At 73.5% G+C, this 13,493-nt stretch carries 11 protein-coding genes; 9 read left to right on the top strand and 2 right to left on the bottom strand.

Features of this window, described 5'->3' with window-relative positions:
• The first annotated feature begins 125 nt into the window (after window positions 1-125).
• The 4 genes from ACFQ6N_RS22555 (at window position 126) to ACFQ6N_RS22540 (ending at window position 4,828) form a co-directional block, all read left to right on the top strand.
• Window positions 126-1,430 carry an MFS transporter gene (locus ACFQ6N_RS22555; RefSeq protein ID WP_380651743.1) on the top strand — a complete coding sequence of 435 codons (1,305 nt, stop codon included), beginning with the start codon at window positions 126-128 and terminating at the stop codon, window positions 1,428-1,430.
• A gap of 170 nt (window positions 1,431-1,600) precedes the next feature.
• Complete coding sequence (locus tag ACFQ6N_RS22550; protein ID WP_380651740.1) at window positions 1,601-3,226, top strand: dolichyl-phosphate-mannose--protein mannosyltransferase; 1,626 nt, start codon at window positions 1,601-1,603, stop codon at window positions 3,224-3,226.
• Entirely contained in the window at window positions 3,226-4,002 is a 777-nt protein-coding gene (locus ACFQ6N_RS22545; RefSeq protein ID WP_380651867.1) for an ABC transporter permease, read from the top strand. Before ACFQ6N_RS22550 ends, ACFQ6N_RS22545 begins: the two co-directional genes overlap by 1 nt.
• A 238-nt stretch (window positions 4,003-4,240) precedes the next feature.
• The gene (locus ACFQ6N_RS22540; protein WP_380651737.1) at window positions 4,241-4,828 is read left to right on the top strand and encodes a TMEM165/GDT1 family protein; all 588 of its coding nucleotides are present in this window, start codon (window positions 4,241-4,243) and stop codon (window positions 4,826-4,828) included.
• Window positions 4,829-4,860: 32 nt separating this feature from the next.
• On the opposite strand, the gene ACFQ6N_RS22535 is transcribed toward ACFQ6N_RS22540, so the two are convergent.
• Window positions 4,861-6,015 (bottom strand): peptidoglycan-binding domain-containing protein, encoded by a 1,155-nt coding sequence (locus ACFQ6N_RS22535; protein WP_380651735.1) that lies wholly within the window; start codon window positions 6,013-6,015, stop codon window positions 4,861-4,863.
• A gap of 372 nt (window positions 6,016-6,387) precedes the next feature.
• Between ACFQ6N_RS22535 and ACFQ6N_RS22530 the strand changes: the two genes are divergently transcribed.
• Both ACFQ6N_RS22530 and ACFQ6N_RS22525 read left to right on the top strand, forming a co-directional pair.
• Window positions 6,388-8,460 carry an MDR family MFS transporter gene (locus ACFQ6N_RS22530; protein ID WP_380651732.1) on the top strand — a complete coding sequence of 691 codons (2,073 nt, stop codon included), beginning with the start codon at window positions 6,388-6,390 and terminating at the stop codon, window positions 8,458-8,460.
• 146 nt (window positions 8,461-8,606) lie between these two features.
• Window positions 8,607-9,083: an adenylate cyclase gene (locus ACFQ6N_RS22525; protein WP_380651729.1), complete on the top strand. Its 477-nt coding sequence runs from the start codon at window positions 8,607-8,609 to the stop codon at window positions 9,081-9,083.
• A 26-nt stretch (window positions 9,084-9,109) separates the two neighbouring features.
• Here ACFQ6N_RS22525 and ACFQ6N_RS22520 read toward each other — a convergent pair whose 3' ends face one another.
• Window positions 9,110-10,105 (bottom strand): LuxR C-terminal-related transcriptional regulator, encoded by a 996-nt coding sequence (locus ACFQ6N_RS22520; RefSeq protein ID WP_380651726.1) that lies wholly within the window; start codon window positions 10,103-10,105, stop codon window positions 9,110-9,112.
• 162 nt (window positions 10,106-10,267) lie between these two features.
• Here ACFQ6N_RS22520 and ACFQ6N_RS22515 point away from each other — a divergent pair, with 162 nt between their 5' ends.
• The 3 genes from ACFQ6N_RS22515 (at window position 10,268) to ACFQ6N_RS22505 (ending at window position 13,396) form a co-directional block, all read left to right on the top strand.
• Window positions 10,268-10,711, top strand: a complete 444-nt coding sequence (locus tag ACFQ6N_RS22515) for a hypothetical protein (RefSeq protein ID WP_380651723.1) — start codon at window positions 10,268-10,270, stop codon at window positions 10,709-10,711.
• A gap of 143 nt (window positions 10,712-10,854) precedes the next feature.
• A complete protein-coding gene (locus ACFQ6N_RS22510; protein ID WP_380651720.1) occupies window positions 10,855-11,019 on the top strand; it encodes a hypothetical protein in 165 nt (54 codons plus the stop codon).
• Window positions 11,020-11,233: 214 nt separating this feature from the next.
• The gene (locus ACFQ6N_RS22505; RefSeq protein ID WP_380651717.1) at window positions 11,234-13,396 is read left to right on the top strand and encodes a CHAP domain-containing protein; all 2,163 of its coding nucleotides are present in this window, start codon (window positions 11,234-11,236) and stop codon (window positions 13,394-13,396) included.
• Window positions 13,397-13,493 lie beyond the last annotated feature (97 nt).

The following is a 13,493-nucleotide window of genomic DNA, read 5'->3' as shown; positions in this document are numbered from 1 at the left end:
CGTGCACTCCTTAAGCCTTTGACTCCGCACTCTTCCGGTGCTAAGACTTTATCTTGTCAAACTTTAGCTCTGAAATCTTCTGGACTTAAGAGTATCCAGTCGAAATCCAGGAAGGGATGTGCACGGTGACCGGCACGGTGAAGCAGCAGAGGCAGCAGCGACGTGGGGCGGGCAGCCCGCTGCGCCGCGTCCAGATCGGCAACGCACTCAGTGCGTTCGGCAGCGGCTTCACGATGCCGTACATGTTCGTGTACGTGGACCAGGTGCGCGGGCTGGGCTCGCTGGCGGCCGGGATGGTGTTCACCGTCTTCGCGCTGGCGGCCCTCGCCGTCCTCCCGTTCACCGGGCGCGGCATCGACCGCTACGGGCCCCGGCCGGTGCTGCTGGCCGGTGCGGCGCTCGCCGCCACCGGCGCGTTCGCCTTCGGCCACGCCACCGGCACCCCGGCCCTGCTGGTCTCCTCCTTCCTGTTCGGCGCGGGTGTCACCACCTGCCAGCCGGCCCTCGCCACGATGGTCGTCCGCTGCTCGACGGCGGCGACCCGCTCGCACGCCTTCGCGCTCCAGTTCACCCTGGTCAACCTGGGCATGGGCATCGGCGCCCTGGTCGGCGGGCAGATCGTGAACGTCGCCGACCCGGCCAGCCTGACCCGGCTGTTCACCATCGAGGCGGCGACCTTCCTGGGCCTGGCCCTGGTCACCGGCACCGCCCGGATGCCCCGCCTCCAGCTGAGCGTCCTGCACGAGAAGAGCGACGGCCCGACCGGCCTGCGCGCCCTGGTCGCCGACAAGGCGATGCTGCGGCTCTGCGTCCTCGCCGGGCTGATCTTCTTCACCTGCTACGGCCAGTTCGAGTCCGGCGTCGCGGCCTTCGCCACCGACACCGTCGGCACCGCGCCCTCCACCCTGGGCTTCGCGATCGGCGCCAACGCGCTGACCATCGTGGTGCTGCAGATGTTCATGGTGCGGATCACCGCGCGCCGCCGCCGCACCACCGCGATGGCCGCCGCCGGCCTGGTCTGGCTCGGCGCCTGGGCGATGGCCCTGGTCGCCGGCCTGATCCGGACCGAGGCGATGGCCGCCACGGTCGCCATCGTCTCGATCTACGCCCTCTTCGGCGTCGGCGAGTCGCTGCTCGCGCCCACCATGGGCCCGATGGTGGCCGAGCTCGCCCCGGCCCGGCTGCTCGGCACCTACAACGCCGGGTACGCCCTGGTGAAGCAGATCGCGATCGCGGTCGGCCCGGCCGTCGGCGTGCTGCTGGTCGGCTCCGGCACCTGGCCGCTCTACCTGGCGGCCATGGCGGGCTCGACGCTGCTGATCGTCGTCCTGGCGCTGCGGCTGCGCCCGTACCTCACAGCGGAGCAGGACAACGCCGCCCCGGCCGTGGTCCACGCCGTCCCGGTCCGGGAGCTCCAGACCGCCGCGTAAGGGGCGTGCGCGCAAAAGCGTTCGAAACGGGCGCCGACCAGGTCACCTGGTCGGCGCCCGTCGCGCTTGGCTTCACGGGCACCGCCACATAGTGTCAGTGGCTGTTGACCGCCCGGATCCGGCCGCAGCCGCGGGGCCCGGGCAGAGCAGACAGGCGAATCGGCGAGGCTATGACGCAAGCGGCGCTCACGCACCCCCCGGCGGCCCCGGCCGCAGCCGCCCCCGCACCGGCCCCGCGCGCGGGCCTGGTCCGCTGGGCGGCCGACCGCTCCGGCTGGCTCGGGCCGATCGGCGTCGCGCTCTTCGCCGGCCTGCTGCGGTTCTGGAACCTCGGCTACCCCAACGCCTTCGTCTTCGACGAGACGTACTACCCCAAGGACGCCTGGTCACTGCTCCGGCAGGGCTACGAGGGCAGCTGGCCCGACCACGCCAACGCCGACATCCTGGCCGTCCCGCAGTCCGTCCCGCTCGGCTCCGCGCCCGAGTTCATCGCGCACCCGCCGCTGGGCAAGTGGGTGATGGCGGTCGGGGAGCAGCTGTTCGGCCTGCACCCCTTCGGCTGGCGGTTCATGACCGCCCTGCTCGGCACCGTCACCGTGCTGATGCTGGCCCGGATCGGCCGCCGGCTCTTCGGCTCCACCCTGATCGGCTGCACCGCCGCGCTGCTGATGTCGGTGGACGGCCTGCAGCTGGTGATGAGCCGGGTCGGCCTGCTCGACGGCATCCAGATGTTCTTCGTGCTCGCCTCCTTCGGCGCCCTGCTGATCGACCGCGACCACGCCCGCGCCCGGCTGGCGGAGGCTGCCGGGGCCGGCCGGGACATCGACCGGGTGCGACTCGGCCCGCGCCCCTGGCGGATCGCCGCCGGGGTGTTCGTCGGCGCCGCCTGCGCGGTCAAGTGGAACGGTGCCCCGATCCTCGCCGCCTTCGGCATCCTGACCGTCCTGTGGGACCAGGCCGGCCGCCGAGGCGCGGGCGCCCGCCGCCCCTGGCGCGCCATGCTGCGCCGGGACGCCGGGCCCGCCTTCCTCGCCATGGTCGGCTCCGCCCTGGTGGTGTACGTCGGTGCCTGGGGCGGCTGGCTGGCGAGCGGTGCGGGCGGCGCCGGCGGGTACGACCGGCACTGGGCCGACGGCCGCGCCGGGCTCTCCCCGGACAGCTTCCTCGGCGTCCCGCTGCCGCAGGTGCCGATGGGCTGGGTGCCTGCTCCGCTGCGCAGCCTGTGGCACTACCACTCGCAGATGTACGACTTCAACACCGGCCTGAGCACCCCGCACACGTACCAGTCCAACCCCTTCGCCTGGCTGGTCGACGGCCGCCCCGTCTCCATGTACTGGGAGCAGGTCCCGGCCGGGACGCGCGGCTGCACCTCCTCCGGCGGCTGCTCGGCGCAGATCCTGGGCCTGGGCACGCCGTTCCTGTGGTGGGCGGCCTGCTTCGCGCTGGTCTACCTGCTGTGGCGCTGGTTCTTCCGGCGGGACTGGCGCTCGGGCGCGGTGCTGTGCGCGGTGGCCGCGGTCTACCTGCCCTGGTTCCGGTACCAGGAGCGGACGATCTTCTCGTTCTACATGGTCGTGCTGGTGCCGTTCCTGTGCCTGGCCGTGGCCCAGATGCTCGGCGCGATGCTCGGCCCGCCCGGCTGCGGCCCCCGGCGCCGCCGGGTCGGCGCGATCGGGGCGGGGGCGATCGTGCTCGCGATCGTCGGCTGCTTCGCCTTCTTCTACCCGCTGTACACGGCGGAGGTGATCCCGATGTCGTCCTGGCAGGACCGGATGTGGTTCACCAGCTGGATCTGATGGGCCTTGCGGCCGCCGCCGGCCAGCTGCTGCCGGTCACCCCGGTGCTCGGGGTGGTCGCCGCCGTGCTGCTGCTGGCGGCCGTCGCGGTGGCCGGGCGGGGCCTGCTCGGCCACGGGCACGCGGTGCTGCGGGCCGGGCTGCGGGCGGTGGTCCAGCTTGCGGCCGTCGCCGCGGTGATCAGCTGGGTGGTGAGCTCGCTCTGGTGGTCGGCGCTGTTCGTGCTGCTGATGTTCACGGTCGCGGTGCGCACCGCCGGGCGGCGGATGACCCCCGGTCCCGGCTGGGTGTGGGCCGCCGCCCCGATCGGCGCCGGGGTGCTGCCGGTGCTCGTCCTGCTGCTGGCGGTCGGACTGCTGCCACCGAAGGGCCTGTCCGTCATCCCGGTCGCGGGCATCCTGATCGGCGGCGGCCTCACCGCCACCTCGCTGGCCGGGCGGCGCGCCCTGGACGAGCTGCGGCAGCGGCGCGGCGAGGTGGAGGCGGCGCTGGCGCTCGGCTTCGAGGAGCGGGAGGCGCGGCTGGAGATCTGCCGCACGGCCGCGGCGACTTCGCTCGTCCCGGCCCTGGACCAGACCCGTACGGTCGGGCTGGTCACGCTGCCCGGGGCCTTCGTCGGGATGCTGCTCGGCGGCGCCTCGCCGGTCCAGGCGGGGGCGGTGCAGCTGTTCGTGCTGGTCGGGTTGCTGGCGGTGGAGTCGGTGGCGATCGTGGTGGTACTGGAACTGGTCGGCCGGGGCCTGGTGACGGCGGGGGAACCGGGCGACGGCCGATGACGGCCGACCGTCGCCGGGGACACCCGGCGGCGTCGGGTACCCTTGGGGGCGTTGAAGGGGAGTAGCCCTCCACCGGACCGTCGACATACTGGCCCCCAGGGGCCCGGCGCCCGGGGTACCGCTCACAGCGGTGCCGGCGAGACCTTCGGCCGCAGTGCTGTGACCATGACCAGTGCTGTCGGGCCGAAGCGTCCCCTGACGGAGCTGCGGAGGCCGGGCAGCCCGACCGAGGATCCCTTTGATGAGTCTGACCGTTGCCGCGTTGACCTTCGGCATCATCTTCCTGGCCGAACTGCCGGACAAGACCGCGCTGGCCAGTCTGGTGCTCGGCACCAAGTACCGGGCGAGCTACGTGTTCGCGGGCATCGCCGCCGCCTTCGCCCTCCAGGTGGGCATCGCGCTCGTCGCCGGACACCTGCTGTCGCTGCTGCCGCACCGCTGGGTGGAGGGCGTCACCGGCCTGCTCTTCCTGGCCGGCGCGGCGATGCTGCTGTTCCACGGCGGCGGCGACGATGACGGGCACGCCGCCAAGGAGCCGTCCTCGAACAGCTTCTGGAAGGTGGCCGGGGCGAGCTTCGTGGTCGTCGCGATCGCCGAGTTCGGCGACCTGACCCAGATCATGACCGCCAACCTGGCCGCCAAGTACGCCGATCCGCTGGCCGTCGGCATCGGCTCCTGGCTGGCGCTCTGCGCGGTCGGCGGGGTCGCCATCGTGGGCGGGCAGAAGCTGCTCAAGTACGTGCCGATGAAGCTGATCATCCGGGTGGCGGCGGGGATCATGGTGGTGCTGGCGGGCATCAGCCTCGTCGGGGCGATCACGGGCTGAACCGGAGCGGCCCGCCGACGGCGGGCCGGCTGTCAGCAGGTGGTGCGTTTGTCCAGGGCGGCACGGGTGTTGGGGCCGAACACGCCCCGCTTGTCGCCCTGGACGCCCTGCATCCACTGGAAGTAGCCGACGGTGTTCACGGTGGTGTCGTCGAACTGGCCGGTCACCGGCACCGACGCCCAGCAGATCACCAGGGCGAGCTTCTGCTGCATGGCGGTGACGTCCGGTCCGCTCATCCCGTACTGCAGCACCCGGGGGGTCGGGGTGGCGGCGGGCGTCGGGGTGGTGGCGGTCGGCGTCTGGACCGGGGTGGGGGTCGGGGTGGGCGTCTGGACCGGGGTCGGCGTCGGTGTGGGCGTGGGGGTCGGCGTCGGGGTGGGGGTCCTGGTCGGGCTCGGCTTGCGGGTGGGGGTGGCCGTCGGGCTCGGCGTCTCGTCGGCCGGCGTCGTGGCGACCGGGGTGGGCGCGGCCGGGGCGGGGTCGACCGGCGCGGGCGCCAGGGTGGTGCTCGGCAGCGGCAGCGCCTGCTTGGCGTCCGGCCCGGAGGAGGGCGTCACCGCGTACGCGACGCCGATGGTGAGCGCCACCAGCGCGGCGCCGACGCCGACGAGCAGCCCCTTGCGCCGGGCGAGCGGGTTCCGGGCGGCCTGCTCGGCGGCCCGGCGCGCGGCCCGGCCGCCGGCGTCCGGCCCGTCCGGGCCGGTGGCGATGGGGAAGAGCCCGATCTCGGTCCCGCCGCCGGGGCGGTTCTCCGGCGCGCCGGGGCCCAGCGGCGGGGCCGCCGCGTACGCGCCCGGCCCGGAGGGCGGGACCGGCGGCAGCACGGTGGTGGCGTAGGCGTCGGCGTCCGGTCCGAGCGGGGCCCGGCCGGTGGGGACCGGCGGCAGCACGGTGGTGGCGTAGGCGTCCGCGTCCGGCCCCAGCGGGGGCGCGGCCGGGTGTCTCGGCGGGGCCGGGTGCCCCGGGGGGACCGGCGGCAGCAGGGCGGTCGCGAACGGGTCGACGACCGGGGTGCCCGCCGGCGGCTCGTCGGCGACCTGGTCGGCGGTCTGCGGCACGTACGGCCGGACCAGCGGCGGGCCCTCGATGTGCGGGAGGACGGCGGTCTCGGTGAGGCTCGGGTCCGGGACGCAGCCGCACCCGGTCGAGCGCGCGGTGCCGCACGTCGGGCAGTGCTGGTCCGGCATCGGCCGGTCCTCCTCGGTTTCGCAACGGTTTCGCGGGCGGTCTCGGCGGCTCCGGGCGGATCCCGGGCGCACGATCGCGCCTGATTATGCAGGACGGCCCGGGGGGTGGACAGGGGCGTCCGGCTCCCGGCGGGGGTGTTGTGCCGGTTGGTGCCGGTTGGCTCCTCCTGGAACGCCCGGGACGCCGGGGAAGTCCCCGGTGCTTACGTTCGGCTCAACCCGACGGAACAAAACGGGACGAATCTGCCAGCATGGTGAGCTGGGAGTGATCATCCGCTCGCCGCGTCCGAACGGACCCGCCAGCCGGGACCCGCGCACCGACGGACCGGGACCCGCGACCCCCTACGGAGGCGCCATGCCCACGGAGACGCCATGACGGAGCCGCCCGCCGCGTCCGACCGGAGCCCGGAGGGCGAGCCCGGCCCGCCGACGGCCGCCGTCCCCAACCTCTGGCTGACGATCGGCGCGCTGCTGCTGGCGATGCTGCTCGCCGCCCTCGACCAGACCATCGTCTCCACCGCGCTGCCCACCATCGTCAGCGACCTCGGCGGCCTCGACCACCTCTCCTGGGTGGTCACCGCCTACATGCTGGCCGCCACCGCCGCGACCCCGCTCTGGGGCAAGCTCGGCGACATGTACGGCCGGAAGCGCTTCTTCCAGGCCTCCATCGTGATCTTCCTGCTCGGCTCGGTGCTGTGCGGGATCGCGCAGGGCATGGGCGAGCTGATCGCCTTCCGGGCCTTGCAGGGCCTGGGCGGCGGCGGGCTCATGGTGCTCTCCCAGGCGATCGTCGGCGACCTCGTCCCGCCCCGGGACCGCGGCCGCTACCAGGGCCTGTTCGGCGCGGTGTTCGGCGTCACCAGCGTGCTCGGACCGCTGCTCGGCGGGCTGTTCGTCGACCACCTCAGCTGGCGCTGGGTCTTCTACATCAACCTGCCGATCGGCATCGCCGCCCTGCTGGTGATCGCGGCGGTGCTGCACAGCCGGGAGGTGCGGCGCGAGCACCGGATCGACTACCCGGGCACCGTCCTGATCGCCGCCGTCGCCACCTGCCTGGTGCTGATGACCTCGCTCGGCGGCACCACCTGGGCCTGGAACTCCTGGCAGATCGTCGGCCTCGGCGTGCTGGGGCTGGTCCTGCTGCTCGTCTTCGTCCTCGTCGAGCGGGCCGCCGTGGAGCCGGTCCTGCCGCTGCGGCTGTTCCGCTCGCGGACCTTCAGCCTGGTCGCGGTGATCTCCTTCGTGATCGGCTTCGCGATGTTCGGCGCGCTCACCTACCTGCCGACCTTCCTCCAGGTGGTCATGCGGGTCTCGCCCACCATGTCCGGCATCCACATGCTGCCGATGGTGCTCGGCATGCTGCTCACCTCCATCGGCTCCGGCCAGATCGTCGCCCGCACCGGCCACTACCGGGTCTTCCCGATCGCCGGAACGGCCGTCACCACGGTCGGGCTGCTGCTGCTCTCCCGGCTGGACGAGCACACCGGCACGGCCGAGATGAGCGCCTACTTCCTGGTCTTCGGCCTCGGGCTCGGCCTGGTGATGCAGGTGCTGGTGCTGATCGTGCAGAACTCGGTCGGGTACGAGGACCTCGGCGTGGCGACCGCCGGCGCGACCTTCTTCCGCTCCATCGGGGCCTCCTTCGGCGTCTCCATCTTCGGGACGATCTTCGCGAGCGGACTGAAGGACCGGCTCGCCGACGCCCTCGCGGGGGTGCCGCTGCCGCCCGGCTTCCGGCCGGAGGCCATCGCCGCCGACCCGAGGGTCGTCCCCCGGCTGCCGGCCGCCGTCCAGGCGGGGGTCTACCACGCGTACGCCGAGTCGATCACCCGCGTCTTCCTGTACGCGGTGCCCGTCGCGGTGGTCGCCTTCGTGCTGTCGCTCTTCCTGCGCGAACAGAAGCTTCGTTCCACCGTCACCGCGCCGGACCTCAGCGAGTCCATCGGGCTCAACCCGGTCGAGCGCACCTCCCTGGACGAGATCGCCCGCGCGCTCTCGGTGCTCGGCACCCGCGAAGCCCGGCGCGACCTCTTCCGGCGGATCACCGCCACCGCCGGGCTCGACCTGCTGCCCGCCTCCAGCTGGCTGCTCCTCCAGATGCACCAGCACGGCTCGGTCGAGCCGGCCGAACTGGCCGAACGGCGGATCGTGCCGGTCGCCGTCGTCGAGGAGGCCGTCCGGGAGGTGGAGGGGCGTGGGCTGGCCGCGCGGACCGGCGGGCTGCCGCTGCGGCTCACCGAACCGGGGGAGGCGGTGGCGCTGCGGCTGGTCGCCGCCCGGCGCACCCAACTCGCCGACCTGCTGGGGGACTGGGACGAGCGGCAGTACACCGACCTCGCCGAACTGCTGACCAGGCTCAGCTCCACCCTGTGCGCCGACCGGCGGGACCGGCCCGACCCGACCGGGCCGCAGCCGCCGTACCACGGCGAGGGGCGGTCGTTCTGACCGTGGCTGTGGCTGTGGCTGTGGCTGTGGCCGCAGCCGTCCGGCCGGGCGTATCGTCGCCCACCGGTAGCGGGTAGCGGGTAGCGGGTAGCGGGTAACGGGACCGGCCGTGTCGGCGGCCGGGAAGCCCGTCGGAAGGGTGCGGCATGCCACTGGAAATCGAGCGCAAGTTCCGGCCGGCCTCCTTCGAGCCGCCGGGCACGGCGGTGCGGGAGCACATCGAGCAGGGCTACATCGCGATCAAGGACGACGGGACCGAGGTGCGGCTGCGGCGGATCGGCGGCAGCCGCGTCCTCGGCGTCAAGCGCGCGACCGGGGGAGAGGCGTCCGTCCGGGTCGAGGTGGAGCGCGAGCTCGGGGAGCAGGAGTTCACCGAGCTCTGGCCGGCCACCGCCGGGGCCCGGCTGGTCAAGGACCGGTACACCTTCGCCTCGGCCGGTGTCACCATCCATGTCGACGTCTACCAGGGCGAGTTGACGGGCCTGCTGACCGCCGAGGTGGAGTTCGGCTCGGTGGCCGAGGCCGAGGCCTTCACCCCGCCGGACTGGTTCGGCGTCGAGATCACCGGTGTGCGGGGGTACAAGAACCAGACCCTCGCGACGCGGGGGCTGCCGGAGTCCTGAGGCTGGGGCCCGGTGGGCGGGGAGGATCAGGCCTTCGCGGGCAGCCAGCCGTGCTGGACCGCGCGCACCCCGAACTCGAACCGGCTGCGGGCGCCCAGCCGTTCCATCAGCTCCGTCGCCGAACGGCGGGCGGTCCGCGGGGAGACCCCGAGCCGCTTGCCGATGGCGTCGTCCGTGAGCCCCTGGGCCAGCAGCCGGACGACCGTCGCCTCCTGGGCGCTCAGCCCGCTCTCGTCCTTGGCCGCGGTGCTGCTCAACGGCTGGGCCGACGCCCAGACGTGCTCGAACAGCGCGCAGAGCGCGGTCAGCGTGCCGTCGCCGGACAGCACGACGGCGGCCGCGCCGGAGTCCTCGCTGTTCACCGGGATGACGGCGGCCCGGCGGTCGAAGATGATCATCCGGGTGGCCAGCTCCGGGGCGGTGCGCACCTCGCCGCCCAGCTCGGTCAGCCAGTTGACGTAGGCCACCGTGGGCTGGTTGTTGCGCACGCTGTCCAGGTAGACGGTGCGCATCCGGATCCCGCGCTCCAGCAGGGCCGCGTCGTGCGGCTTGGAGGCCTCGATGCTCGATTCGTTGTGCCCGCCGCCCGGGGCGAAGGTCATGATCTGGTCGGTCAGTTCGCGGGCCAGGGCGGCGATCCGGTCGCGGATCGCGTCGAGGCCGGTCAGCTGCTCCACGCCCGGGTAGGCGGCGCGGGGCGTGAGGTCGGCGAAGTCGGCGATCAGCTGGGCCGCCGCCGCCCGGGAGGCCTCGACGCGGAGCTGCTGGGCGGCCAGCTCGGTCCGCTGGCGGGCCATCAGCAGCTCCATGCCGACGTCCGGGGAGACCGCCCGCAGCTCGCCCTCGTGCTCGTACGACGGCCTGATCAGCGCCAGTTCGCTGAGGGCGTCCAGCGAGCGCCGGACCTCGTCCGGCGGGACCGACAGTCGTCGCGCCAGCGCGTCGACCCCGTCCCGGGGGTGCGCGAGCATCGTGCGGTAGAGCGTTTCTGTGGTGGTGTCCAGTCCGAGAGCGGCGAGCACAGCTGTTCCCCCAGTGCGGGCTCCGTGTAGTAGTTGTAAACGATCATGACACGAACGGTGTCCGTACGGCCAGGGTCCACTCTGGACGGTTCCGGCCAGGGACGGAACAGCCCTCCTTGGGTGTCTATGCGCCGACCCGGGCGGTTTGGGAGTGTCGGGTCCATGTACCTCGTCCACGCCGTCCTCCGCCCGCCCGCACCCGGTGTCGAACTGCCCTCGGGAGTCCCCGAGTTCATCCGGGCGACGGCCGACCCCCGGGAGCCGGTCGAACACGTCTCGGTGCACCCGCGGGCGGACTCCACCACCGTGCTGGGTCTCTTCCTGATCGCGGACCGGCTGGCGGACGCCGAACGCCGGGCGGGCGAGGCCTGCCTCCGTGCCGTCGGGTCCATGCCGGTCCTGGACGGCTGGACCGTCACCCGCGCCGAGGCCCCGCTGATCACCCCGCTCCACGAGTGGCTGCTGTCCTCCTACGACCCCTCGGCCGGGGCCGCTCCCGGTGCCGTCGGCGGGGCCGTTCCCGGTGCCGTCCGCGGGGACGTTCCCGGTGCCGCTTCCGGCCAGGCTGGACGGAACTGTCCAGGACCGAATCCGTCCAGCCGGTAGCCCTTCCGATACCCCTGAGCTGCGACGAAGCTTGTTCATGCCGGCCGGGAGAGACACCCGGCGGGCAGGACCGGACGACGCGTCACCGCGGGACGCGAGACCGGAACCACCCTTCGTCCCAGCTCTCGCAAAGGAACCGAACCATGCTGCGCACCAACCTCCGCAAGGCCGCCGCGGTCACCGCCCTCGCCTTCGCCGCGCTGCTCCCCGCCGTCGCCGGCCAGACCGCCGGCCAGACCGCCGGCCACTCCGCCGCGCCGGAGACCCGGGCCGCCGTCATCATCCCGGCCAACACCATCTGGGAGTAGCCGGCCACGGCCGGAGCCGGCCGACCGGCCTCCGTTCTTCCCGCCCCGCTTCCGTACCGCCTCTCGCACCGCCTGCGCCGTCCCCGTGTCCGCCGTCGACCGCTGCTCCTGCAGGGCAGCCGTCCGCCACCGGGGCGTGCCCGCGAACTTCCGGCTCCCACCGCGCAGCCGATCACAGCGACTTCTCACTCTTCACACCGACAGGAGCACCTCCATGTCCAGCGTCGCCCGCAAGCTCGGAAAGACCGGCATCGCGACCGTCATCGCCGCCACCGCGATGACCGGCCTGACCGTCCTGCCCGCTCACGCCGACGCCAACGGCATCGCCGCCACCGCCAACGCGGAGCTCTACAACGGGCCCTGCGCCCACGGGGGTTACGTCCCCGGCGACGGTTCCAGCAACTCCTGTGCCGGAAACAACCGGGCCTCCCAGGCCTGGTGCGCGGACTTCGCCGGCTGGGTCTGGGGCCGGAACGGCGCGGCGTACATGAACGAGCTCACCCCCGCCGCCGCGAGCTTCTTCGACTACGGGCGCCGTCACGGCACGCTGCACAACGACCCGCGGGTCGGCGACGCGGTCGTCTACAACTACGACTACTCCAGGGACTGGGCCCAGCACGTGGCGCTGGTGGTCGGGGTCGGCAACGGCACCGTCACCATCCTCGGCGGCAACGAGGGGCACAGCTCCGGCTTCAGCGAGGGCCGCGTCCAGCAGGCCTCCACCAGCAACTACTCCGTCGGCTCCGCCCCGTGGGGCCAGCGGATCAGCGGCTACATCTCCCCGGTCCCCAAGGACACCCCGGCCGCCAACCCGAACCCGTCCACGTTGCCGACCGGCACCCTGGTGAAGTCGGCGAGCGGCCCGGACGTCAAGGTGATCATCTCGGGCTCCGGCGTCCCGATCACCGCCTCGGACGTCGCGGCCGACGGCTACGACCTGAACAAGATCGTCCAGGTCGACGACGCCGCGTTCAAGGGCCTGCCGACCTCGCCCCCCACCGGCACGGTGGTGCACGACGCGGCCGGCGGCGCGCCCCGCTACGTGGTGATCAACGGCGTCGCCCTGCCGATCTCCGCCTCGGACTGGAACACCGGCGGCTACGGCAGCCGACCCGACATGGGCGTGCCGACCAGCTGGCTGAAGAACGCCGTCCAGGGCACCCTGACCTCCGGCTGGGTGGTCATGGACCAGTCCGGCGCCGACTCCGGCCGCTACGTGATGGTCAACGGCACGGCGCTGCCGATCTCCGGCGCCGAGTGGACGGCCGACGGCTACGACCAGCGGATGCTGATGGGCGTCCCCGGCGACTGGCTGCGGACCGCCGCCGCCAAGCCGCTGCCGAACGGCACCGTCCTGATGGACCAGAACGGCTCCGCCGAGCGCTACGTGACGGCCGGCGGTGCGGCGGCGCACATCGCCGCCTCCGAGTGGTCCGCCGAGGGCTACAGCAGCCAGCCCGCCATGGCCGTGCCCGGCGCCTGGCTGAGCCGCGCGGCGGCAGCCGCCCCGGCCGACGGCACCCTGATCAAGGGGCAGTCCGGTGCCGACCCGAGCGTCTACGTGGTGGTCAGGAACACCGCGCTGCTGCTGACCGACGTCGAGTTCACCGGGCCCTACGCGGGCCGGGACATCGTCACCGTCCCCGAGGCCTGGGAGGCCGGCCTGACCGCCCGCCCGCTCGCCGACGGCACCGTCGTCAAGAACGTGTCCGGCACCGACTCGAGCCGCTACGTGATGGTCGGCGGTGCCGCCGCGGCGATCTCCGGCGCCGAGTGGACCGCCGACGGCTACGACAAGAAGCCGCTGACCGACGTCCCGGGCACCTGGCTCGGCCGCGCGGCCGCCGCCGCCCCGGCCGACGGCACCCTGATCAAGGGCCAGGCCGGCACCGACCCGAGCGTTTACGTGGTCGTGAACAACTCCGCGCTGCCGCTGACCAACGTCGAGCTCACCGGCCCCTACGCGGGCCGGGCCATCGTGGGAGCCCCCGAGGTCTGGGAGGGCAAGCTGGCGGCCCGGCCGCTGGCCAATGGCACCGTCGTCAAGAACGTGTCCGGCACCGACCCGGTGGTGTACGTGATGGCCGGCGGCATGGCCGTCCCGCTGAGCGCCACCGACTTCACCGCCTTCGGCTACGACAAGCGCCCGCTGCGTCCGGTCCCCGGCGCCTGGGAGGCCTCGGCCGCCGCGAAGGCCGCGCCGAGCGACGGCACCCTGCTGCTGTCGCCCGACAGCAACACCGTCTGGCAGGTCGTCAACGGCGGCGGGAAGAAGGCCCTGGCGGCGAGCGACTTCGGCCCCGGCAAGCTCGACCTGAACGACGTCGTCAGCGTCCCGACCGCGCTCACCGCGAAGCTGCCGACCGTCACCCAGTAGTCCGCGGCCTCCTCCCGGGGCGGGGCGCGCCCCCCCCCCCGCGCGCCCCCCCGGCCCCCCCCCCCCCCCCCCCCCCCCCGGGGGCCCCCCCCACCCC

Source organism: Kitasatospora sp. NPDC056446 (assembly GCF_042796115.1).
Taxonomy (GTDB): Bacteria; Actinomycetota; Actinomycetes; order Streptomycetales; family Streptomycetaceae; genus Kitasatospora.
The sequence above is the reverse complement of the archived record's forward strand: the minus strand, read 5'-3'. Positions and strand labels throughout refer to the sequence as shown.

What these genes read in the sequence shown, in the direction of transcription:
- ACFQ6N_RS22545 (WP_380651867.1), top strand. Translation starts at nt 3,226, where the DNA reads ATGGGCCTTGCGGCCGCCGCCGGCCAGCTGCTGCCGGTCACCCCGGTG.
- ACFQ6N_RS22515 (WP_380651723.1), top strand. Translation starts at nt 10,268, where the DNA reads ATGTACCTCGTCCACGCCGTCCTCCGCCCGCCCGCACCCGGTGTCGAA.
- ACFQ6N_RS22505 (WP_380651717.1), top strand. Translation starts at nt 11,234, where the DNA reads ATGTCCAGCGTCGCCCGCAAGCTCGGAAAGACCGGCATCGCGACCGTC.
- ACFQ6N_RS22535 (WP_380651735.1), bottom strand. Translation starts at nt 6,015, where the DNA reads ATGCCGGACCAGCACTGCCCGACGTGCGGCACCGCGCGCTCGACCGGG.
- ACFQ6N_RS22550 (WP_380651740.1), top strand. Translation starts at nt 1,601, where the DNA reads ATGACGCAAGCGGCGCTCACGCACCCCCCGGCGGCCCCGGCCGCAGCC.
- ACFQ6N_RS22525 (WP_380651729.1), top strand. Translation starts at nt 8,607, where the DNA reads ATGCCACTGGAAATCGAGCGCAAGTTCCGGCCGGCCTCCTTCGAGCCG.
- ACFQ6N_RS22510 (WP_380651720.1), top strand. Translation starts at nt 10,855, where the DNA reads ATGCTGCGCACCAACCTCCGCAAGGCCGCCGCGGTCACCGCCCTCGCC.
- ACFQ6N_RS22530 (WP_380651732.1), top strand. Translation starts at nt 6,388, where the DNA reads ATGACGGAGCCGCCCGCCGCGTCCGACCGGAGCCCGGAGGGCGAGCCC.